32 protein-coding genes are annotated in these 21,572 nt (G+C 39.5%); 4 read left to right on the top strand and 28 right to left on the bottom strand.

The features are described 5' to 3' along the window. Positions 1–59: 59 nt before the first annotated feature. The 3 genes from ACWATA_RS07955 to ACWATA_RS07945 form a co-directional block, all read right to left on the bottom strand. A complete protein-coding gene (locus ACWATA_RS07955) occupies positions 60–506 on the bottom strand; it encodes a GNAT family N-acetyltransferase (protein ID WP_099000385.1) in 447 nt (148 codons plus the stop codon). A gap of 20 nt (positions 507–526) precedes the next feature. Next, the gene (locus ACWATA_RS07950) at positions 527–910 is read right to left on the bottom strand and encodes a MerR family transcriptional regulator (protein ID WP_025751010.1); all 384 of its coding nucleotides are present in this window, start codon (positions 908–910) and stop codon (positions 527–529) included. Positions 911–1,274: 364 nt separating this feature from the next. Further along, entirely contained in the window at positions 1,275–2,210 is a 936-nt protein-coding gene (locus tag ACWATA_RS07945; RefSeq protein ID WP_155009977.1) for an aldo/keto reductase, read from the bottom strand. Positions 2,211–2,479: 269 nt separating this feature from the next. Between ACWATA_RS07945 and ACWATA_RS07940 the strand changes: the two genes are divergently transcribed. Continuing rightward, positions 2,480–2,695: a hypothetical protein gene (locus tag ACWATA_RS07940; protein WP_028414524.1), complete on the top strand. Its 216-nt coding sequence runs from the start codon at positions 2,480–2,482 to the stop codon at positions 2,693–2,695. Between the two features lie 34 nt (positions 2,696–2,729). On the opposite strand, the gene ACWATA_RS07935 is transcribed toward ACWATA_RS07940, so the two are convergent. After that, positions 2,730–3,650 carry a DMT family transporter gene (locus ACWATA_RS07935; RefSeq protein ID WP_108674793.1) on the bottom strand — a complete coding sequence of 307 codons (921 nt, stop codon included), beginning with the start codon at positions 3,648–3,650 and terminating at the stop codon, positions 2,730–2,732. A 108-nt stretch (positions 3,651–3,758) separates the two neighbouring features. Between ACWATA_RS07935 and ACWATA_RS07930 the strand changes: the two genes are divergently transcribed. Further along, a complete protein-coding gene (locus ACWATA_RS07930; RefSeq protein ID WP_473049745.1) occupies positions 3,759–4,658 on the top strand; it encodes an AraC family transcriptional regulator in 900 nt (299 codons plus the stop codon). A 30-nt stretch (positions 4,659–4,688) separates the two neighbouring features. Here the strand turns inward: ACWATA_RS07930 and gvpU are convergent, their stop codons facing one another. The 16 genes from gvpU to ACWATA_RS07850 form a co-directional block, all read right to left on the bottom strand. Further along, the gene (gene gvpU, locus ACWATA_RS07925; RefSeq protein WP_013057987.1) at positions 4,689–5,105 is read right to left on the bottom strand and encodes a gas vesicle accessory protein GvpU; all 417 of its coding nucleotides are present in this window, start codon (positions 5,103–5,105) and stop codon (positions 4,689–4,691) included. A 23-nt stretch (positions 5,106–5,128) separates the two neighbouring features. Continuing rightward, positions 5,129–6,010: a YtxH domain-containing protein gene (gene gvpT, locus ACWATA_RS07920; protein ID WP_176521386.1), complete on the bottom strand. Its 882-nt coding sequence runs from the start codon at positions 6,008–6,010 to the stop codon at positions 5,129–5,131. A 36-nt stretch (positions 6,011–6,046) separates the two neighbouring features. Then, positions 6,047–6,349, bottom strand: coding sequence for a gas vesicle protein (locus tag ACWATA_RS07915; protein ID WP_028414528.1), 303 nt, complete (start codon positions 6,347–6,349; stop codon positions 6,047–6,049). A 21-nt stretch (positions 6,350–6,370) separates the two neighbouring features. Next, complete coding sequence (locus ACWATA_RS07910; RefSeq protein ID WP_028414529.1) at positions 6,371–6,655, bottom strand: gas vesicle protein K; 285 nt, start codon at positions 6,653–6,655, stop codon at positions 6,371–6,373. After that, entirely contained in the window at positions 6,606–6,896 is a 291-nt protein-coding gene (locus tag ACWATA_RS07905; RefSeq protein ID WP_028414530.1) for a gas vesicle protein, read from the bottom strand. Before ACWATA_RS07905 ends, ACWATA_RS07910 begins: the two co-directional genes overlap by 50 nt. Before the next feature lie 17 nt (positions 6,897–6,913). Next, positions 6,914–7,723 carry a GvpL/GvpF family gas vesicle protein gene (locus ACWATA_RS07900; protein WP_028414531.1) on the bottom strand — a complete coding sequence of 270 codons (810 nt, stop codon included), beginning with the start codon at positions 7,721–7,723 and terminating at the stop codon, positions 6,914–6,916. After that, entirely contained in the window at positions 7,724–7,990 is a 267-nt protein-coding gene (locus tag ACWATA_RS07895) for a gas vesicle protein GvpG (RefSeq protein ID WP_013084016.1), read from the bottom strand. A gap of 1 nt (position 7,991) precedes the next feature. Further along, positions 7,992–8,759, bottom strand: a complete 768-nt coding sequence (locus ACWATA_RS07890; RefSeq protein WP_028414532.1) for a GvpL/GvpF family gas vesicle protein — start codon at positions 8,757–8,759, stop codon at positions 7,992–7,994. Between the two features lie 14 nt (positions 8,760–8,773). After that, the gene (gene gvpN / locus ACWATA_RS07885; protein ID WP_028414533.1) at positions 8,774–9,700 is read right to left on the bottom strand and encodes a gas vesicle protein GvpN; all 927 of its coding nucleotides are present in this window, start codon (positions 9,698–9,700) and stop codon (positions 8,774–8,776) included. A gap of 28 nt (positions 9,701–9,728) precedes the next feature. Then, positions 9,729–9,995 (bottom strand): gas vesicle protein GvpO, encoded by a 267-nt coding sequence (gvpO, locus tag ACWATA_RS07880; RefSeq protein ID WP_033580317.1) that lies wholly within the window; start codon positions 9,993–9,995, stop codon positions 9,729–9,731. Between the two features lie 74 nt (positions 9,996–10,069). Further along, a complete protein-coding gene (gene gvpA, locus ACWATA_RS07875) occupies positions 10,070–10,336 on the bottom strand; it encodes a gas vesicle structural protein GvpA (protein WP_013057997.1) in 267 nt (88 codons plus the stop codon). Between the two features lie 19 nt (positions 10,337–10,355). Next, positions 10,356–10,829 carry a gas vesicle protein GvpQ gene (gvpQ, locus tag ACWATA_RS07870; RefSeq protein ID WP_033580316.1) on the bottom strand — a complete coding sequence of 158 codons (474 nt, stop codon included), beginning with the start codon at positions 10,827–10,829 and terminating at the stop codon, positions 10,356–10,358. A 25-nt stretch (positions 10,830–10,854) separates the two neighbouring features. After that, complete coding sequence (gene gvpT, locus ACWATA_RS07865) at positions 10,855–11,340, bottom strand: GvpT/GvpP family gas vesicle accessory protein (RefSeq protein WP_048019585.1); 486 nt, start codon at positions 11,338–11,340, stop codon at positions 10,855–10,857. Between the two features lie 60 nt (positions 11,341–11,400). Further along, positions 11,401–11,661, bottom strand: coding sequence for a gas vesicle structural protein GvpA (gene gvpA, locus ACWATA_RS07860; protein ID WP_301862454.1), 261 nt, complete (start codon positions 11,659–11,661; stop codon positions 11,401–11,403). A 449-nt stretch (positions 11,662–12,110) separates the two neighbouring features. Continuing rightward, positions 12,111–12,596, bottom strand: a complete 486-nt coding sequence (locus ACWATA_RS07855) for a general stress protein (RefSeq protein ID WP_473049744.1) — start codon at positions 12,594–12,596, stop codon at positions 12,111–12,113. A gap of 108 nt (positions 12,597–12,704) precedes the next feature. Further along, positions 12,705–13,925 (bottom strand): MFS transporter, encoded by a 1,221-nt coding sequence (locus tag ACWATA_RS07850; protein ID WP_473049743.1) that lies wholly within the window; start codon positions 13,923–13,925, stop codon positions 12,705–12,707. Between the two features lie 109 nt (positions 13,926–14,034). Between ACWATA_RS07850 and ACWATA_RS07845 the strand changes: the two genes are divergently transcribed. Next, positions 14,035–14,904, top strand: coding sequence for a LysR family transcriptional regulator (locus tag ACWATA_RS07845; RefSeq protein ID WP_473049742.1), 870 nt, complete (start codon positions 14,035–14,037; stop codon positions 14,902–14,904). A 27-nt stretch (positions 14,905–14,931) separates the two neighbouring features. Here ACWATA_RS07845 and ACWATA_RS07840 read toward each other — a convergent pair whose 3' ends face one another. From ACWATA_RS07840 to ACWATA_RS07820, 5 genes are all read right to left on the bottom strand, one after another. After that, positions 14,932–15,411 carry a DUF2798 domain-containing protein gene (locus tag ACWATA_RS07840; RefSeq protein ID WP_473049741.1) on the bottom strand — a complete coding sequence of 160 codons (480 nt, stop codon included), beginning with the start codon at positions 15,409–15,411 and terminating at the stop codon, positions 14,932–14,934. 255 nt (positions 15,412–15,666) lie between these two features. Further along, positions 15,667–16,911, bottom strand: a complete 1,245-nt coding sequence (gltP, locus tag ACWATA_RS07835) for a glutamate-aspartate/proton symporter GltP (protein ID WP_473049740.1) — start codon at positions 16,909–16,911, stop codon at positions 15,667–15,669. 200 nt (positions 16,912–17,111) lie between these two features. Then, entirely contained in the window at positions 17,112–17,450 is a 339-nt protein-coding gene (locus ACWATA_RS07830; protein ID WP_029715023.1) for a zinc ribbon domain-containing protein YjdM, read from the bottom strand. Between the two features lie 90 nt (positions 17,451–17,540). Further along, positions 17,541–17,741, bottom strand: a complete 201-nt coding sequence (locus tag ACWATA_RS07825) for a hypothetical protein (RefSeq protein WP_034263931.1) — start codon at positions 17,739–17,741, stop codon at positions 17,541–17,543. A gap of 32 nt (positions 17,742–17,773) precedes the next feature. Continuing rightward, positions 17,774–17,956 carry a hypothetical protein gene (locus ACWATA_RS07820; protein ID WP_047750446.1) on the bottom strand — a complete coding sequence of 61 codons (183 nt, stop codon included), beginning with the start codon at positions 17,954–17,956 and terminating at the stop codon, positions 17,774–17,776. Between the two features lie 225 nt (positions 17,957–18,181). On the opposite strand from ACWATA_RS07820, the gene ACWATA_RS07815 reads away from it, so the two are divergent. Then, positions 18,182–18,520: a hypothetical protein gene (locus ACWATA_RS07815; protein ID WP_048019577.1), complete on the top strand. Its 339-nt coding sequence runs from the start codon at positions 18,182–18,184 to the stop codon at positions 18,518–18,520. A 29-nt stretch (positions 18,521–18,549) separates the two neighbouring features. On the opposite strand, the gene ACWATA_RS07810 is transcribed toward ACWATA_RS07815, so the two are convergent. The 3 genes from ACWATA_RS07810 to ggt form a co-directional block, all read right to left on the bottom strand. Next, positions 18,550–19,161: a CBO0543 family protein gene (locus tag ACWATA_RS07810; protein ID WP_034263929.1), complete on the bottom strand. Its 612-nt coding sequence runs from the start codon at positions 19,159–19,161 to the stop codon at positions 18,550–18,552. Between the two features lie 43 nt (positions 19,162–19,204). Further along, positions 19,205–19,705, bottom strand: coding sequence for a CBO0543 family protein (locus ACWATA_RS07805; RefSeq protein ID WP_034263928.1), 501 nt, complete (start codon positions 19,703–19,705; stop codon positions 19,205–19,207). 202 nt (positions 19,706–19,907) lie between these two features. Then, a complete protein-coding gene (gene ggt, locus ACWATA_RS07800; protein WP_325090228.1) occupies positions 19,908–21,518 on the bottom strand; it encodes a gamma-glutamyltransferase in 1,611 nt (536 codons plus the stop codon). Positions 21,519–21,572: the final 54 nt, after the last annotated feature.

Raw genomic sequence — 21,572 nt, 5'->3', positions numbered from 1 at the left:
AAAAAGAGTAATTAAAAAGAGAGCCACTCTGCAGCTCTCTTCCCGCTTTATGTAAAAAATTATACAAACGATTTTTTCAAGACGACCCGCTGATCATTTACAGTATAGCCGTTTCTTTCATAAAAAGCCTGTGCAGCTCCTCCAGTCGCCGTTAAGAGATACAAGCTGTTGATATCGTGTCTTTGAAGTTCGTTCTCAAACCGGCTTAAGATAGCTGAACCATATCCTTTTCCTTGCACGCTTGCACTGACGCAAAGCTCGGCCACGTAAAAGGTCATACCGCTGTATGATTTTTTCGCGTGACCTGCAATCATTCCAATCAACTCTCCTTGGTCATAAAATAAATAGCCTATAAATTTAGGCGTGTTCAGTAGATTAGTCAGCCTTTCTTTAGCTGATTCTTCCGTCCATGGTTCATTCCAAGGCTTTTTTGTAAATACATCTAGATACAAGTCAATGCACTGCTGTATATTCTCTGCAGTGAGAGGTACTACTTTTTCGATCATTTTTACGCTTCCTTTTTTGTTTAGTTTGAAGGCTTGTTAACAATTCGCTCGTACATTTCCGGCAGGTGCTTAATTTTATAATCAATCGTCTCAAGCTTGTGATGGATTTCTTCGATTTCTTTTTGCACCGCTTTTTTATGGTCCATCAGCATTTGCAGACTTTTATCAAGCACGGCATTTTCAAGCGTACAGTTTTCAATAAGCGTTCGAATATCCTTGATTTGCATACCCGTGCTTTTTAAACAGCAAATTAAATCAATCCATTCAATATCTTGTTCTTTAAAAATACGATTTCCTGACGCTGTACGATCTAAAAATGGAAAAAGCCCTTCTTTATCATAATAGCGAATGGTATAAATTGTCACGTTCAATTTCTTCGCAACTTGTGAAATGGTATACGTCATACTGCTTCCTCCTACATCTTAACCTTCTCAGAAAAACATCATGATTTTGCCTTGACCTCTAGTTATCTCGAGGATTTATTCTTTTAGAGTCTTCTTCATTGCGCTTTTTATGCTGCAGACTTTTTGTACAAGCAGCAACATACATTCAACTCAGAAAGGATGATACGATGAATACTGCTCACATGATGCTTACCATTGTAATCGGCGGTTTTATTGCCTTTTTATTAGGTTTTGGCGTCACAAAAATAATTGAGCTGCTGCTAACTCTTTTTCTAGCTTAACCAGTAGTTCTTATCGTAAAACGCAGGTAACTCCGTTCTATGTTCGAACGGAGTTACCTGTTTTATTTTAGAGACTAAAGCGGTTAAGGCACCATGTTGCCAGCGGCTTTATAAATATCGTACCATTCTTGGCGTGTTAACTTGATTTCTGAACCTTTGCTTGCATCTTTCATACGCTGAATATTTGTCGTACCAAGTACTACTTGAATATTTGCAGGATGCGTTGTAATCCACGCAACGGCAATCGCTGTATTCGTCACGCTATATTTACTTGCGATGCGATCAATTACTTCGTTTAGCTTTCCAAATTTCTCTTTATCACCTAGGAAAGGACCTTCAAAAAATCCGTTTTGGAACGGCGACCATGCTTGAAGCGTAATATCGTTCAAACGGCAATATTCAAGCACGCTGCTGTCGCGGTTAACAGCTTGATCAATTCCCATGTTTAACGAAATACCAGAATCAATGATTGGCGTATGTGCGATGCTGAACTGCACTTGGTTTACGACAAGCTTTTGGTTAATATATTTTTCAAGCAGCTGAATTTGCGCTGGGTTGTGATTCGATACACCAAAGTGACGTACCTTTCCGCTGCTTTGCAGTTCGTTAAATGCTTCTGCTACTTCTTCAGGGTCCATTAGTGGATCTGGACGATGCAGTAATAAAAGATCTAAGTAATCTGTTTTTAAACGCTCTAAGCTGCCGTTAACAGAGTCTATGATATGCTTCTTTGAAAAGTCATAGTAATTTTTCGCTGCGTTAATGCCGCATTTGCTTTGAATCACCATTTTTTCACGAAGACTTGGGTTCATTTGTATAGCGTTTGCAAAATATTCTTCGCATTGCCCTACATAATCAGGACCGTAAATATCAGCATGATCAAAAAAGTTAATTTCTTCTTCCATCGCTGTGCGGATTAGCTTCTCTGCTTCTTGTAAAGAAAGCTCTGTTAAACGCATGTTTCCCATAATTAAATTTGATACGTGTAAGTCAGTATTAGCAATTGTATGATACTTCATGTAAAGCCCCTCCTTGAAATGATACTACTACAAGATAAACCATAGAGTTAACTCTAGGTCAAGCAGAAAGAATAAAAGATTTTGCAAGCAGCGGCGGTAAAACACCCTATCTTTTTTGGTAAAAAGATGAAATACTAGGTTGTGGTGTGATAAAAGTCACTGCCGCTTTGCATTTGATTTAGTAGTATATGTTACGTTCTTTTCTTCCTTTTTATCAAAGCTTATTTCATAGCAATACATTAATTTATCAGGCAAAGGAGTTTATCACCATGGAGAAAACGAAAACAAAACAATTTGAAATACATTATTCCGTTCTAAAAGATGAAGCCAAAATCAAAGGAACTTTTGTAGTAGAAGCTGCTAAAAACCGAGATGACGCATCAAGACTTGCTAAATTAAATGTCTCTACAAAAGAAAGAGTGTTTATTCAATATGTAAAGATTTTAAAAGTCAAACGAGTTTCTACAGATTCGGCGGCAAAGTGACATTGGTTTGCTTCTTCTTTTAGCAAGCCCCCATTTATGCTGAAAGTGTCGTCTCAGAAGATACTTGTTTCGTTCGTGTGAGTAATAGAACTAATCCAATAATACAAGCTGTGCCCATCCATTGATAAAAACCAAAAGGCTCTTTCAGCCAAACAACGGTTGTGATAACAGCGGCTAAAGGCTCTAAACTTCCAAGCAAACTCGTTTCTTTAGGTAAAAGACTTTGCAGACTTTCTACATAAAACCAAAAAGCAAGCATCGTGCCAAAAATAATGACAAATAAAATATATCCCCAGGTTATTGGTGATAAGCTTGACGCTTCCCAAGGAGGATGAATAAAGCTCATTACGCTTCCCCCAATTACCATTGACCAGCCAACGATGACAAGCGAACTGTACTTTTTGATCAGCGGAACTGCATACAGCGTATAAAAAGCAGCCGCTACGCCTGACAGCACTCCCCAAACAACGGCAGATACAGGAACAGACAGCTGAGAAATAGAGCCGTTTGTTAATAAAAAAAAGCAACCCCCCAGTGCCAGCAGAACAGTGATGACGTCTTGTCGCGTAAATATAGACTGCTTGCGCAAAAGCAAATAAATGATAATCATCACTGGTGATAAATACTGCAGCAGCGTAGCTACTGCTGCATTTCCATGCTTAATAGAAGCCATATACGTATACTGAACGGCGAGCATACCAGCTATGGCAAAAACGACGAGCTGAAAAGCTGACTTTCGGTTCTTCCATACTCCAAGTACGTGAGAATGATTCCTTTTTATACATGAAATCATTAGCAGCAAAAAACCCGCAGTGAGCAGCCGTACTGAAACAAGCCAGTCTACACTGATTTCAAATTCTTGAAAAAGCTTTTGAGCAACCGTTCCTCCCATCCCCCAACATATAGCTCCCGTTGTTACAAAAAAGAAACCTTTTTTTCTGCTGAGATCGTTCATCTTTCATCCCTCACTTTTATTATAAGAATAGTGTTATAATAAATGAAAAACGGGGCAGAAAATACGCATATTGCATTAAAAAATATAAATATATTGAGGTGGCCATGTATGGCAGCAGCGCATTTTAAAATTGATGAAAACTTAAAAGAGCTAACGACCCATCGCACCGTTGAGCTGCCAGTGGCATGTTATCAAACAACAATCAGTGATCACATAAACGGCTACATCCCTCTTCACTGGCATGATGAGCTTCAATTTGTATTGGTTATAAAAGGTCATGCGTCTTTTCAAATAAATGAAAAAACAGTGACTGTAAAACAAGGCTACGGACTGTTTATTAACAGCGAATGTCTTCATATGGCTGAAGACATAAACAAATCTGGCTGCGTGTACATTTGCTTAAATGTTTCTCCTCATTTTCTTGTGCCGCAAGAACTTTTCACAAATTACGTTTATCCCTACATTCATGCAACGAATCTATCACATTTATTCATCAGTCCAAAGCAAGCCTGGGGGAATAACGTGTTAGATTCTATACATAAGATATACACATGGATCCATAAGCAGCCGCTCCACTATGAAATAGAGATTGCCTCTGAACTCAGCATACTTTGGAAAAATGTAATTCTTAACGGGTTGCAGCTAAAATACAACGAAAAAGAAATGATCAAAAATCAGCGGATGAAGCAAATGCTGAATTGGATTCATTTGCACTTTGCTGAAAAGATTACGCTCGATGATATTGCCAAAGCGGGACAATTAAGCCGTTCTGAATGCTGTCGATATTTCAAGAAAATGTTAAAAAAATCGCCTTTGACCTATGTATTAAACTATCGAATTCAGCAAAGCTTAGTTATGCTGCAGCAAGCAGAAGCAAATGTGACGGACGTCGCCTATCAAGTAGGATTTAATAGTACAAGCTATTTTATTAATCAGTTTCGAAAAGAAATGAAGATGACTCCGCTCATGTATCGAAAAAAGAAGCTGCACATCTCATCACATCACTAAAAAACGGCGGGGCAATCACCCCGCCGTTTTTTATGAACTCTTTTTACTCGTTGATTTTGCATCAGAAATCTTCCCTAAGAAGAATCCGTCTACTTCTGCTATTTTTCCTCTCCAAAAGATCTTTCCTTTTGAAGGGGTAGACTTACTGTCTCCACAGTAGATCTTTGTATTTTTTAAATGAATAAAATGGGCTTCTGCTTCTCCGTTTGATTCGCTCGCTTCGCTTGCTAAAGAGAATTGTTCGCTTAGCGCCTGAGCCACTTCACTGCCTTCTTCAAACGTTTCGCTTAAGTAATCAAAGTATTCTTTTGCTGAAATCATGGTACCGGAAATCACAGCGCCGTTTACATTTAATGAAATATCAAGTGAAAAGCCGTGTTTATTAGAAGCTTTCACAAAGTATTCAAGCGTATTGTCTTTAGTTGAAAAAGAAGGGCCTGTACTCATGTATTTCTTTCCTCCTTTACGTCTTAGGCTGTTGTATCGTCTTCACTAGAAAGAGATGTTGCGTCATCATCTTCTTCATCCGTGTTTTTCTTTGCTTTTGTATTTTTTGATTTTTTAGCTGTTGACTTTTTTGGTTTCGCTTCCTTTTTTTCTTCTTCACTTTCCTCTTCTTCGTCTTCTTCTTCTGTTTTTACTTTTTTATTTTTTTTGTTTGAACGAGAATCTTCCTCTTCTTCCTCGCTGTCTTCGTCGCTTTCACTTTCTTCTTCCTCTTCTTGCTCCTCTTCTTTTTTGTTCTTTTTACGAGGCTTAGATGTTTCTTCTTCGTTTTCATCGTCCTGCTCGTTTTCCTCGTTCTCATCGTTCTCTTCTTCGTCGGAATCTGTATCTTCCGCTTCTTCATTTTGATTTTTATTGAGGCTAAGCTCAACAAGCATGTTCATTTTTTCTTCAAGCTGTGATAAACGGTCTTGAAGCGTTTGGTTTTCTTCTTTTAACTCGTCGTACTCTTGAACGTTATCGTCTTCTGTTTCGCTACTAGAAGAATTTACGTTTTCTTCATCATCTTTTGATTTATCTTTATCTTTTTTAAACAAGCTTCCCGCAGATGTTTTCAGGCTGGCCACGCTGCTTTTTGATTTTTCTTTCACCTTTGTTCCTAAATCAGATGCTTTGCTTTTTAATTCGTCTGTATCAATGCGGTCAAGGAGACTTTTTCGATTTTCAGGAGTCGATACATATCCAATCGTTGCACCGATGATGCCTCCTGCGACCGCTCGTTTGATTGGCCCGCTGCTTGTTGTTTTGCTTGCTTTTGAATCGTTCTTTTCTTTTGAACCGTTTTCCGTATTTTTATTTCCCTTGTTTTCTGCCTGTGTGTTATCTAATTTTGTTTCAGTTGCCATTGTAAATCCCTCCATTTTTTAAGTAGCGTACAGTTTTTAACGTTCTGTTTCTATTTTTTCTTCAAGCGTTTTTAACCGCTCATGCAGCATTTTATTTTCTTCTTCGAGCGCTTTACTATTGGCTCCTTTTGAACTGAGATAGGGATCATTTTCCCACCAGTCCATGCCGATTTCTTTTGCTTTATCAACCGAAGCCACAATCAAGCGGATCTTTATCGTTAATAGCTCGACATCTGCAATTCCTACGGTGATGTCCCCCGCTATGACGACTCCTTTATCCAAAATCTTTTCGAGCACATCTACAATCGTACTTGACTGCATATTATGTTCGACTGCCATACTGTTCCTCCCACTGACCGCTTAAAGCAGGCTGCCTAGCGGTCCAAGATCAATATTTAAATCTTCTGCGTCCAGACCGAACACCTCTTTCAACTCGTCCATTTTTTCTTCCAAGTTCATTAGTGCAATTCCTAAGTTTTCAATTTGTTCGTCCGTCAACGTTCCACCCTCCACCCGCCTCATGGCATGACGTTCAACGATTTGCCTCAATAGCTCAATAACTGTCATCACAAGCTGCGCTAAGCCTTGTTCAGCTTTATCGGGATCCAAGTGGATTCGTCCATTTGCTTGGCTGACCGGTTGCATCCAGTAATTCCTCCTTTTGTTTATCAAATTGTTCAGAAGTGATGGGTTTGCGATTTCCTTCTTTTGCTTGCACCAGCGTTTCAACCGAAGAAATAAGCACCCGCAAATCCAAATACACTAAATCGACGCCGGCTATGGAAATGATTAAGTCTCCTTTAATGGCGACTCCTTTATCTAAAATGACATCTAAAATATCAATAAGAGCAATATCTTTATTCTCCATAGATTGTTTAAGAGACATAATGTTAATTCCTCACTTTACGCAAAGCTCGAGAAATGATAGGGCGGCCATGGTCCCGTCACTTCAAATTTCCAGCCTTTATTTTCAAGCTTTTGCTGAAGCTCTTCTATTTCGTTTACAAACTTAGTGATCTGCAGAGACGGAAGAAGAAACACGCTGTTCCACGCCATTTGTTCAGCCGCGCCCGTTACGTCCTTGCTCCAATTCTTTTTAACAGAGTCATAAAGCGACAGTTCTTTGAGCTTGTCATGTATCTCTTCACACACTTTGTTTTTGTGAAGTTCTAATTCTCTTTCAATCAGCTGATCTATTTTTTTCTTTTCAAAAAACTGTCTTCCTGGTGATAAGTGACTAATTTCTTCTTTTTTCGCTTTCACGCTTTCATTCGTTTCGCTGATTCCTTTTTTAAGCTCTTTATCATCACAGTAAATCTTCACGTTCCACTCTTCATTTCCTTGAAGCAGCGTCAGTGAATTCTCTAGCTTTTCTTTGTTAAGCTCAATAGCTGCTTGCAGACTTTCTTTACTTTTATAAATGGTGCAAAATTTTAATGGAATGATCGTAAATTCTTCGTACAAAGCGGCTACCGTTTCGTGATGATGAAATGCTTTTTCCTGCAGCCAGCTCATATCCTGCTCCATTTTTTCTTTAATCACTTCTTCTGAATAGGCGTCAGCATCCAGCTTAGAAACGACAGCCGTCACCTGATCAATCGTTATTGGGTACAGTGAATGTTCTCCGTCAAACCCTTTATAAGATGGAAACGGCTCTCTGGCTGCTGCTTCTTTTGTTGGAATTAAACCGTATAAATACAGTAATTCTCCCATCTAGGATTCCTCATTTCTTTTTTTTGTCAGCTCTTCCCATTGTTCAATTTCTCTGCGTTTCGCGATTTCGTACCTCATTAACAATTCATCTTCTTTTTCTTGAAACGCTTCTTCCGGAATTTCACCAAGCTCAAACATCATTTGAAGCTGAATGAGTTTTTGCTGAATCGTCGGAAGGTCATATAGCTGTTTATCAGCTTCTTCCTGTACTTTCTCGCCGATTTTCACTACAAGGTTAATAGGTGCGGTTACTAATTTGTGAAGCACGTTATTTCTCTTCTACTTTTAGGCGAATGTTCACAAAATTATAAGCAGGCCAAGGACCGCTGTAATGAAAATCGGCTTTGTCTTTCCAGTTTTCATGCGCTTCATTCACTTTTTCATCAAACTTCGCTTCATCTTCTCGGTTAATTAAGAAAGAAGCGTTTAAAAGCATCGTTTCGCCCGTCGGCTCATTTGCTTTTGCTGCTTCCGCTGCTTCTTCAAGCGGAGAAAACACATCTGTCTTGACTTCTTTTTGCAGGGAAGTAAACATCTTTTGAGCCATTCCTCCAAGCTGAATACGCTCATAATAACCGGCTGCTTCTGATTTTCCTTTTACGGATGCTGATACTTTTTCAAGTTCAGGATTTTCGTTCACTTTTTTCTCAAGCCATTCTTTTTTCCCAATTACTTTTAAGCCGACTTCAATTTTTCCTTTGATCGCTGGAAACAGCTTTTCAAACTGCGGATAAAGGTTTTCTAAAAGAACTTTTACGTCTTCTTTTGATTTGAATACATTCCCAAAGCTGATTGGAATAACCGTATCGTTCTTGTCCATAATCGCTGCTACTGCGTGTTGATGCATTAATAAATTTTGGCGATTAGGATGATAGATTTTCATCGGCACTTCAGCTGCTACCATAGCCGCGTCTTTGTAGCGAATCAAAAACGTTTCAGCTTTTGTTCCTTCTACTTCTACCGATCCAAAATCTTCGTCTTTATCCGTTTGAATGGCGCTAAAAATATAAATGCCCGTTTCGTTTGTTTCACTCATGTTTTCAAGCTCCTTTACTTTTCTTCAGTGTCTATATTCTTACACTCTTCTAAAATGATTTTTTCGGCTTTGCTTTTTGCATTTTTCTCGTCTAAACATTTGGTAAGCGAATGATGCAGAATATCCATACATAACGTTTGAAAATCTTCATCATCTCCATCGATAGCAATGTCTTGCTGCGTAGCAAGGGTAGCGATCATAAGCGAAGCCCGCAGGCTAAGTCCGCTGCTGTTTTCGTCTCCAGAGCGGTTTCGCACGTTTGCTACGAGCGTTACAATTGTGCGCGCTTCGTCTTCTTCTACATCCGTTTTCTCCGTTAAAATCGCTGTCTCTCTGTCGATGTCTTTATAATCAATAAACATAGTAATTAACCTGTCAAGAAGCGCATCTTGCGTATCATATACGCCAGCATACTCAGCTGGGTTGCTCGTGAAAATGACGCGGAAATCGGGATGCACGCGTACAAAAGGATCGGTCATTTTCACTCCATACAGCGGCAGCACGCCTTCTTCTAATATCGATAGAAAGATATTATTCGTCGCAGGCTTAGACCGAGTAAATTCGTCGTAAATCAGCGTATAGCCGTTTTTTACGGCTTCAAGCAACCGTCCATCCTGCCAGTTTTCACTTACTTGTTCATCTTTTTTATAAACAGAACGAACATACTGGTCGATTACTTTTTTGCTCGTATAGCCCGTAAAATCGCCAATTAAATCTTTGTTGTTGAGCTCGTGATTCCCGTGCATCAGCATCACAGGACGCTTTCTCTTTTTAGCAAGCGCTCGCGCTAAAGAGGTTTTACCTCCGCCGGCAGGACCTGTAAAATGAATGGAATAGCCGGATTTTAAATAGCTCAGCGCTCTTGAAAGAACCTCTTTTGTCTCGTCATCTTGTATAAAAGCTCCACTGCCTTTTTTCCTTTTGTCTGTTAAGACGGTCATTTTTACGTTCCTCCTGCCATCTTATCGTTTATGCTTCAATGCCAATGGCGCTTCTATATCTGACGTCGAGTCGTTTGAATGAAATGACTTCTTTTTCTTTATTTAAAAAGCACTCGTATGTTCCAAGCATTTCATCTTTGGCGTACTTTTTCATATATTCTCGTTCTTCAATGACTTCAACAATAACTCTCCAGCCTTCATCTTCAGTGACTTCCACCGAGGTAATTTTATGAGGAGGAGCTACGTTTTCAGCAAAAAAGTCGTTCACGGCTTGCATAATTTTTTTAATTTCCATCTTTAGTAGCCTCCAATAGTTAGATCTAAAAGCTGGAACCACCCTCAAAAAGGAAGGTTCCATACCACTTCATATTAAATACTAAAACGCGGCTGCCCTTCACTTGAATTTGAACGTTCAGGAAGACCATTTTCTTCTACGTCGTCACGAAGAAGCCCTACTGCTTCTGCATAGCGTAACCATGTATCAACACTGGCAATAACCACTCGTGCTTCAATTGTTAAAATTTCAATTCCTACAACAGACACTCTTGCAAACGCATCAATAACAATTCCTTTATCTAAAATACGGTCAATGACTTCTGCTAAACTTGAACTATTAGTACTTTTTTGAATAGACATATCCCATTTCTCCTTTCGCTTATGATCCCATTGTTTTTAAATCTGTAGATGATTTAATATCATTGGAACTTTTAATCTTAGTAGAGCTTTTAATATCCGTTGCTTTTTTAATCTGATTTACGCCTTTTATTTTCCGCTTGTTTTTTGACTTATCTTTATCGTCTGAAGAAGAAACTTTTTCTTGAAAGTCTTCTCCAGCTTCTTTTACATCGCTAAGCTTATCTTTTACTGATAATAAGACGTCTTGAAGCTTTTCTTTTGCGTCTTCTCCTTTGCCGTGTACCTTTTGAGCATTTTTTTCTTTCGTTTCCTGCAGTTTTTCTGACGCTTCATCCGCTTTTTCTTGCAGTTTCCCTTCGGTTTTTTCGACAAACTTTTCTTTCGCTTTTTCTTTAACCTTTTCTTCTACTTTCTCCTTAACAGGTTCAGGCGTGTGCTCAACTATTTTTTTCCCTGCTTTTAAGGCTGCTTTCTCCACATCTTTTTTATCCATGAAATTCCCCTTCAGGACGGATATCTTACTTCTTCGCGTCCATGAGTTTGTTTAGCATCTCTTCAATGCGCTGCAGCTGATCGTTCATATTTTTATTTTCTTCTTTTAACTCTTCGTACTGAGACGTTTCCATTTCTGCGCTTGCGCTGACTTCTTCCTGCGAATCTCCCTGTTCATTTGATGTTTCTTCTTTTTTCTTTTTAGGTGCCAGCAGCTTGCTTAAATTGTCTTTTTCAAGATAGCCTGTAGCCGTCTGTCTTAACGCTCCCATCGCTTGCTGCGTTAAAATATCCTGTGCGTTTCTTCTTAACTCTTGTCCTGTCGCACGTACAATTTCTGATTGTCCTAAGCGACTGAGTACTTTTTTACTCGTTTGCGGACTTGAAAGAAGTCCAATTCCCGCTCCTACTACGCCTCCTAAAATGGCAAGATTCAAAGAGTTTTGCGTTTTTTCTTCCTGCTGCTGATTTTCTTGTTTTTCACTTTGTACATTCTTATCAGTTGTTGACATGTTTCATCCTCTTTTCTCTTATTATTATTTATTTAATGAATTTTCTTACGATTAAAAGACTTAAAAGCTAAACCCTGCTCCTCGCTCCTCTGTTCGACCAGGCAGCCCTTCTTCCTCTACTTTGTCGGTTAATAACCCGACCGCTTCTGCGTAGCGAAGCCACGTATCGACACTTGCAATAACGACTCGTGCTTCAATCGTTAAAATTTCAATTCCTACGAGTGATACTCGAGCAAAAGCATCGATGACAATTCCTTTGTCTAGAATTCGATCAATCACTTCTGCTAAACTTGAACTATCTGTACTCTTTTGAATACTCATTTTTTAGCAGCTCCTTTCGAGATTTAACTAAATGAATGATGCTACTAAACAACCTGCTTAACTTTTTTAGTAAACATACTTTTGAAATATACTTTTTAGTCCTCTTTCAAACATGAATAATTTGCTAAAAATTAATTCTTGAAAAATAATTAGAAAATTATTCTACTTCGTATAATAGTTTACAGTTAATTTATGGATGTATTTTGCGCGTAAATCCCGTTGTTAAAGCTTTTATCGAAACTCAAATTCCAAAATAAAACAATAAATACATTATTGTTACAATAATATTACATTATAATTTAAGGCATATTATCTTTCAGGTTACCCTCAAATACTTTGATATTTTTAACTATTATGGAATATTATTGTGCATGTAGTTCTCTTAAATAAAACCAGCGCATAAAAAAAGCTGCCGCACTGCGACAGCTTTCTCCTATACATAATAAGTTCTATAAAATCATTCCGGTTAAAGGCGCTTTCGGGTTTCCATCATGATCCCAGTCTTCTTTGTCTACTAAAACAAGCAGGCTGCCTTCTTTGACTGAATCATTATAGTGCTCGGCCTGCTGTTTTGGAATTCCCATACCGACTAAAATACCAGACAGACCTCCTACACTCGCACCAGCTGCTGCACCTGTTAATGTAGCTACAATCGGACCAGCCGCTACAATCGGGCCTATTCCCGGGATTGCAAGAGCTCCGGCACCTGCTAATATTCCGGTCAAGCTCCCTAACGTACCTCCGGTAAGCGCTCCAGTTGCTCCCCCTTCTGCTTTTGTATTCGTTTCTTTCTGAACTTTTTTGGTCTTTTTATGTTTACCGATAATAGATATTTCTTCTGATGCGTATCCTTCTTTTTTTAAATTCTCTACAGCATGAATTGCTTCTTGTTCCGTTTCATATACCCCCACAACATTCTTTGCTTTTGCTTCCATACTATCTCCTCCTCATTAATGTTGTGTGTACCCGGGAGCATGACTTTGAAACGTTTTAGAGAGTAAGAGGTCTTCTCTATTCTTAAATAAATGGCCCTACATCACTTTTCATTTAGTGACGTTTTTATTTAAAAATGAATGAACTCGCTCTTTTTTTAACCATATTCCTCCACAAGCAATGATGCATGCAGCCGTACTAAAAGCCAACGCGTAGCTCCGGAGCCAATCCACAAGGAGCCCAAACCAAATCGGTGCAAGCACAATGGCAAATTGATTGAGCGTTAGCGCAATGCTTACCGTTAAACCGATAAAACGATCATCGGCTTTTTCTGCTATTAACACGATAAACAAACTAAACCAGCCAATTGCAAAAAAGCCGAGGCTAAAACAAAAAATAGTTAGTAGCCAAAAAGGCAAAGTAAATCCAATATAAGAAATAGCTATGATTAGTCCTACAGTCACCCAAACCGTCGCTTGCAAAGGTGTTCTTCGATTTCCGTTATACACATGATCGCTTAGCCAGGCTAAAGCAATTCTCCCAATCATTCCCCCTAACAGTGTGACGCTCAGCAACATGCCCGCTGAAGCAAAATCCATCTTTATGGCTTTCGTTAAATAGCTTATAAAGTGCGCCACAATGATCATTTGAAGAGAAATCATTGAAACACCTACAAAGAATAAGGGATAGAGCGTTTTATCTTGAGAAATACGCATGATTTTTTGACGAAGCGTAAATGTTTCTTTTTTTTCTGGCGATGATGGGTATTCTCGATAGAATACTAAAAAAAGAAGACCTCCCCCGATAGCTACCGCAGCCTGTATGAGAACAGCCCCATGCCACCCGTATTGATAAAACACCAGCGGTAATGCCGCGGAAGCAACAGCGCCTCCAATGGGAATTCCCGTTTGCCGAATCCCCATGGCAAGGCCTCTATGATGAGAAGGAAACCACTTCACCACGGCTTTGCTTCCTCCTGGCTGTGCTGTTCCATACCACACTCCTGCTGCAAGAAGCACGCCTGTTAGATACAAATAATGATCGGCTCTATAGGCAAAAAGCATGCTTATCCCCAGCAAAATAGATCCTCCTCCTACAAGCCACCTTTCTCCATATCGATCCATCCAGTTTCCAAAGAAGAGCATGGAAAAAATCGGACCAATTTGAACAGCTGATACGAGCAGTCCTGTTTGAAACTGCGATAAATCATATAATCTTTGCCAAAGCGCTGCCAATGGCCCCGCGCCGTACGTGACAAACGTTGCACACGCCTGAGAAAGCGTGGCAATAAATAAAATCATCCACTTATAAGAAGCTTTTTGTCTGCTCATTTTCTCTCCTCCACCTTTACTTTCAGTGTAGAGTAGCGGTGATATCATGTAAAATAAGCAATAAAGATAAAAGTCATCAATAAAAATGATAGCTGCAGGAGGAGATTTGATGGATATAAAAGATTTGCTTGTCTTTACAACGGTAGCAGAAGAAAACAACATTTCAAAAGCTGCCAAAAGCTTAAGCTACGTGCAGTCGAATGTGACGATGCGAATTCAGCAATTAGAAGCGGAGCTGGGTACAAAGCTCTTCCAACGAAGCGGTAAAGGGGTAACGTTAACTTCCAGCGGAGAGCTGTTGCATCGTTATGCTGAACAAATTCTTCGTTTAACCAATGAAGCCACGGCAGCTGTGCAAAGCAGCTCGCACACGCCGATAGGACCTTTAAAAATAGGTGCAACTGAATCCACCGCGGCTCTTCGGCTGCCGCCTTTACTTTCTACTTATTGCACTGCCTATCCTGATGTAGACTTCATCTTAGAAACACATACAACCGATGTTCTTACTCAACTGGTTTTAGAACGAAAACTTGAAGGCGCATTTGTGGCGGGCAGCTGTGACCATCCCGATCTAAACTCTTTATTTATTCGAGATGAAGAGCTTGTACTTGTGAGCCGCCATCCTCTTCCTTCTCTTTACAGCCTAAACGATATGAACCTATTAGCTTTCAGCAGCGGATGCGCCTATCGACATACGTTAGAAATGCTCATGACAAAAGATGGCGTGTTTCCAAAACGCATATTAGAATTTGGGACGATTGAAGCCATTATTGGGTGTGTAAAAGCAGGTATGGGCGTAGCTGTAATGATGAAATCCATTGTATCTAATCACGAACATTCATTAACGTTAACTCCGCTGCCGCAGCCATATAGAAAGGTTCCCACTTTTTTTATTACGCGAAAAGATGCCTTTGTATCGGCGGCTTTGCGTGAATTTTCTTCTCTTCTGACTGAACAGCTTTGCACAACAAAACCCTAAGAAAATAGGCGTTCTTAGGGTTTTGGCTTAAGCCGTTTCCGGATTCTTTTTCACAAATTTCATAAACAATCCGCGAACTAAAGGTCCCATAATGAGAAGCTGAAGCGGATAGGCTACCATAAAGTTTTTCATAACGATAAATGCATAGCTTGAAAGAATCGGCTCTCCGTCTAAACCTTTCGTAAGTGACATCGTAATTAATCCATATACAGACATGGAAAGAACCATTCCAATAACCATGCATGATGATAAAATCAACACGACTTTTAACTGTTTAGACTTATCAAACGGCAATGAAAATGCTACTTTTTTTGCTACGGGACCTACTAAGAAAGTTTCGACAGCCATGGCAACTACAAATGTGATAACCAAGTTTAAAATACCTTCTGCAAGTGTGATATGCCCGATGACATCATTTATGAACATGTTATACATCGTCATCACAAGCACCATCCCTCCGCACATCATTATTCCAAAATACATACTTTCTTTTTTAGTTGTGGGCATATTCCTCATCCTTTTCATCTTTTTTACTTGGCTTAGTATAGCTTTTTATCTTCCTTCTTCGTAAGTGAACATTTTGTGAACATTCATCTAAAAAAAAGCCCTGTGACCAAAAAACAGTCACAGGGCTTTTTTTTTAGACTTAAGCGGCGCGTCCTCTTTTTTTGAGTAGGGCTGAGTATGACAAATTACTCTAGTCTACATCGTTAATGATTTAAGAAAAAACCCCCGCTCTATGAGCTAAAGCGGGGGTTGGTTTTATAAAGATTCCGTGTGAGATGCAGGCGGAATTGGCGTTTGGGTTCGAAATACTTTTTCCCATTTCGAGACGACGATACAGGCAATGGCGTGGCCTGGAACGTTGACTCCTGTTCTTGCCATATCCATGATGCGGTCCACTCCTGCAATGATTGCGACTCCTTCAGCCGGCAGACCTACTGCGTTGGCTGTAGCTAAAAGAACAACAAGTGAACCTGACGGGACAGCCGCAATTCCTTTACTTGTCATTACGAGTATAAGCATCATAAATAATTGCTGAGTTAAGGGCATGTCAATATTAAAAGCCTGTGCTAAAAAGACGCATGAAACGGATAAATACAAAGTAGATCCATCACAGTTTAACGACAGGCCGGACGGAATAACGAACGACACCACTCGTTTAGGACATCCGTACTTTTCCATACGCTCCATCAGCTGTGGCAGCACCGTTTCTGTACTTGTTGTTGAAAACGCAATAAGAAACAAGTCCCAAATCATTTTGAAGACTTCAAAATAGTTGAATTTGACCAAAAACCCAACAAGCGGAAATAAAACAAATAAAATAATAAAAAGGCCTAAAAAGACGGTTCCAATTAGCTTCAGCATCGGAAGCAGAAGGACAATGCCGTATTGCCCCACAGATGCAGCCATTAGCGCTAGTACACCAAGAGGCGCTGTGACCATCACAATTTGCGTTAATTTAAACATAATTTTAGCGGTTGATTCAAAAAATTTCATTGCAGGTTCGGATGCTTTCCCAACTCCTGAGGCGGCAACACCGAATAAAATAGCAAAGAAAATCACGGCCAGCAAATCATTTTTTGCCATCACATCTACGATATTCGTTGGAATGATGTTTAAAATCATTTGTTTAAAGTCCACGACCTTGTCGGCATACTGAGACAATTCACCGATATCTTTTTTAACAAGATGAGAAAGATCGAGGCCTACTCCTGGCTTTAGCCAATTCACTAACAGCAGGCCAATCCCTAATACGATGGTAGTAATAATTTCAAACCAAATAATCGTCTTCAACCCTAGACTCCCCATTTGTTTCATACTGCCGCTTCCCGCAGCACCTATGACGATGGTTGAAAAGACAATCGGCACTACAATCATTTTAATGAGCCGGATAAACCCGTCTCCTACCGGTCTTAAAGCCATCCCGAAGTCCGGAAAAAAGTGCCCGATAACAGCTCCAATTACTAATGCAATTAAAATTTGAAACGCTAAAAATTTTTTCACATTTCTCCCTCCCCTTTGTCTTCATGAAACGGACATCAGTTCCATTAATATCCAAATTATCAGACACTTTAAGTAAATTCGGGACATTTAGCTAAATTCCTTCTAAAATAGACAAAACGGTCTATATATTTCACTTTGTCCGTTAAGATACATAGAAAAAAGTCAGGATGAAAGTCTTCTTCATCCTGACTTTTTTATCGTTATGCTTTTTTCACAAACTGAGATTTTAAGCTCATCGCTCCAAATCCATCAATTTTGCAGTCGATGTTATGATCGCCTTCTACTAAACGAATGCTTTTTACTTTCGTTCCTATTTTTACAACGGATGAGCTTCCTTTTACTTTTAAGTCTTTGATGACAGTAACTGAATCTCCGTCTTTTAAAGCATTACCGTTTGCATCTTTTACAGTAAGCTGTTCTTCCGTGCTTTCTGCTTTTTCATCTTGACCCCATTCATGCGCACACTCCGGGCAGATGAACAGGTTTCCATCTTCATATGTATACTGTGATTGACAGCTTGGGCAATTAGGTACATTCATTTTCTTTTCCTCCAGCAGCAGCCCGTAACCAATGGTACGATCACGAGATTACGTTTTTTATCTGTTTTATACTGTCACATTTTTATACGTTTAACAAGCTTTTCTATTTTCTCTATGCTGATGTTTTCTTTTCCAAATAAGTGAGCCGATAAACAGAACAAAACCCGCTCCAAAGACAAGAAGCTGATCTAAATAAAGGTCACCTGTCTTTACATACCGTATAATAAATAATCCTCCAAACATGAGCATCAGCATACATGAAAACCGAATGAGGTATGAATTGATTTCCATTTTTCATTCCTCCTTTTTGTAAGACTTTTTTGTTACGAACAAAACGCGAACCATATGCCGAATGTAACTGCGTATAACGGCAAAATGACGGCTAGTTTTTGCTTCCAACCTTTAAAAAAAGAAGAATTATGAGGTGCAAACCAAAGCTCTAACGTACCGTATACCAGCAGTGCTCCCGCTGCTAGTATCGCAATCACAGTCTCTCCCAATCCCATAAACACTCCTCACTTTCATTCTACGCACTTGAAGCTAAGCGCAGCGTATATAGTAAATCTCATCATTACAAAAGACCTTATAATCGTGATGCATGCGGATTTTGAGTACTTTTTAACAATACATTTATTACCATTATATCATAATAAAAGCATTTTTGAGACTTTTTATATATGTAAATTATTGTATAATGAAAAGTAGACACAGAGAAAAAAGGGGAGGATTTTTTGAAGAGAACTCAGCTTATTTTTGTTATTACCCTGCTTATTGAAGGGGGATTAACCTATGCGTGCTCATCATTTTTGTCCGTTCGCTTTATTGAGCTTATGTTTTTTAGCGGACTTTTGTTTTCAGTTTTAACTTTTTGGTTTTCAAGCAGCGGAAGCAACAGCGCTCATTCTCACTATAACACTCACTCCATGAGGTTAATGTCTGGAGCCAATGTCGAACATAATCCGTTTCGTTTGCGCTGGACGGCTTATTTTCTTGCTTCTTTAAGCTTTACGGGAGTCGGCCTGATTTTTTTCATTCTGTTGCTGACGGACGTTATTCCTCCAGTAAGCTAAAAAACCTGCTCTTCACAGAGAGCAGGCACTTACGAGAACAGCTTGAGGAGCAGGCATTTCCGCCTTACTTTATTCGCAACAGCTTGAGTCACATGATCTTTTAAAGGCCGAGTCAATATTCGTTTCAGCGGATGTTTTAGCATTCGTTTGCTAATGGGAACTTTAAAAATGATGCTGAGAACGACTGTTGCAAAAACCGATAGCAGCAAGACCGCAAAAGGCTTTTTTTGAAACCATCTCGAAAAGATAAGCATCATTACATAAATAAGTGCTGACCACCCCAAATGCCAGCCGTGTCTAAATGTAATCCCCTTACACCTCAGACCAAGCCATTCTACAAATGAAGCTGTACATACCCATTTTACGATATATTTTACCTGTTTAAGAAGTGTAGACGGATAAGTAGCTAAGAACGACAAAATCATGAGAGGTGTAATAAACATAAGGTGTAAAATACGCAGTACTTTTAATGAAAGATGAGAAGATTTAAAATCCCAAAGCAACTTATCGTTACATAAAAAGTAATAAAGAATATTAAAAAAGCTCACGTATAAAACCCCAGCATATAGCTCGTGAATTTTTTTCCACGTTTTCTTCTGGATATTTTGAAAAATCAGCCATAGAAGGACAGAAATATGCACCTTTGTTCACCTCTCTAACGTCGTTTTTAGAACCAATGTTATGTTATTTTATTTTCATTTCGTCCTGCTTCTTTTCAATTTTCCGAATCCATCCAATCAGCAGCCGGTTAAGGTAGGATTTTAACGTTACGCTAATAAAGGTGTGGTACCACATCCAGCCTGTTTTCCATTCGATGAGCTTCGTTCGTTTTTCAGCCCATAATTCAATAAAAAACATTGGAATCGTAAAAAGTACAATTTTATATAAAATCTTTAACCCTTTATCGTGATACGTAGCCTGATTAATCATAACGGATATGCTAGGATACAGTAAAAAGTCGAACAACACATTAATTCTAAACTGTTTTTTCAGTAAGCGAGTTGGATATCGAAGAAGGCCGTGAGAGACAATAAATTTATCAATAATACCATTTGTTAATGCATTAAATGCATAAGCCAGCAGCCAGTCTTTGATCGGTGGTTTTCTAAATAGAAAAGGGAGCATTCCCAGCCCTATAATCAGCATTGTACGTAAAAAATTCACTTCAAATTTTTTATTTCTCATAACCTTTTCGCTCCTTTCACCAAGTGTTGTTAGTATACCTTCGTGTCGATTGGCAGCTTAAGACGGTTGTTCTAATCCCGTTCTCTTTACGTACATGTTTGTTTTAGTTTTCAGTTCTTTGAAGAGATTTATACATATGGTTGAGACATGAAAAAAGTCCGACTCTAATCAGTACGGGCTTCTTTCTTGATCTATTTTGTTCTTACCATCCAGCTACACAACCATCCGTTCGTGATTCACTTCCTCCGCATAGCACGCCGCTTTCAGCGTCTCTCCAAATAATCTGTCCGCGCCCAAATGCCATCGAATCCACGGCTACTTCAATTTTATGTCCTTTTCGTTCAAGCGCTTGTGCTACGTGTGAAGGAAAAGTCGGCTCAACAAGCACCGTTTTATCTTTTTTCCACTGCCATCTTGGCGCATCTAAAGCGGCTTGAGGATGAAGGTGAAAGTCAATCGTATTCATGACAACTTGCATATGTCCCTGCGGCTGCATAAACCCGCCCATCACGCCAAAAGGTCCTACGGGCGCATTATTTTTAGTGAGAAAGCCTGGAATAATGGTATGAAACGTTTTTTTATTAGGAGCAAGACAGTTATCGTGATTAGGGTCCATTGAAAAATTGTGACCGCGGTTTTGCAGAGCAATTCCCGTTTCTGGCACAACAATTCCAGAACCAAAGCCCATATAATTACTTTGAATGAATGAAACCATGTTTCCTTCTTCATCAGCCGTTGCTAAATACACTGTTCCGCTTCCGACAGGTTCTCCTGCTTCAGGCTGCAGAGCATGTTCTTCTATAAGGCTGCGGCGATAGCTTGCATATGTATCAGACAGCAGTTCCCTGACAGGTACGTTCATTTTCGCTTCTTCGGTAATGTATTTTGCTCCGTCCGCAAACGCAAGCTTTATCGCTTCGATTTGTTTATGATACGTATCGACGGCGTCTTTTTCTTGAAGCTCAAAGCCTTTTACGATATTTAATGCCAGTAACGCAATAAGCCCTTGTCCGTTCGGAGGAATTTCCCAAACATCATATCCACGGTAGTGAGCGGAAATAGGATTTACCCACTCCGGTTCGTAAGCTGCCAAATCTTCTTTTGATAAAAAGCCGCCATATTTTTTGCTGAATGCATCCATACGTTCTGCAAGCTCACCTTTATAAAAGGCTTCTGCATTTGTCTCACCAATGAGCTGAAGCGTATGAGCATGATCAGTAGACGACCACATCTCTCCTGCTTTTGGTGCTCGTCCATTCGGCGCAAACGTTTGAAACCACGATTCAAATTCTTCGCTTGTATGTACTCGTTTAAACGTATCGTACGCTTGTTTCCATTGTTTAGCGAGTGTAGGCGCTAACGGAAATCCTTCCTTAGCATATTGAATAGCAGGCTCCAGCACTTGAGAAAGAGGCAGTTTACCAAATCGCTTTGATAAAGCAGCCCAACCAGCCGGAGCACCGGGAACCGTAACGGGCATCATTCCGTATTTAGGAATTTCTTTGTATCCTTTTTCCTTCAGCGCATCAATGGAAATAGACTGCGGAGAAGGTCCGCTCGCGTTTAGTCCATACAGCTGATTATTCGTCCAAACAAGCACAAACGCGTCTCCTCCGATTCCATTAGAGGCGGGCTCTAATACGGTAAGACTTGCCGCTGTCGCGATCGCTGCATCAATAGCATTACCTCCTTTTTTTAAGATATCAAGACCTGCCTGCGCTGCAAGCGGCTGAGATGTGGATATCATTCCTTTCTTTGCATAAACGGGAACTCGGTAAGATGGATATGGATGACAATGCGGATCATAGTTCATAAAAGCTCCTCCTCTTTTACACTTCTTAATTTTATTTAATTTTCTAAATAATTT

The organism is Priestia sp. USM5 (assembly GCF_058323215.1).
Note: the sequence above shows the minus strand (reverse complement) of the source record. Positions and strands in the feature narration are given on the sequence as shown.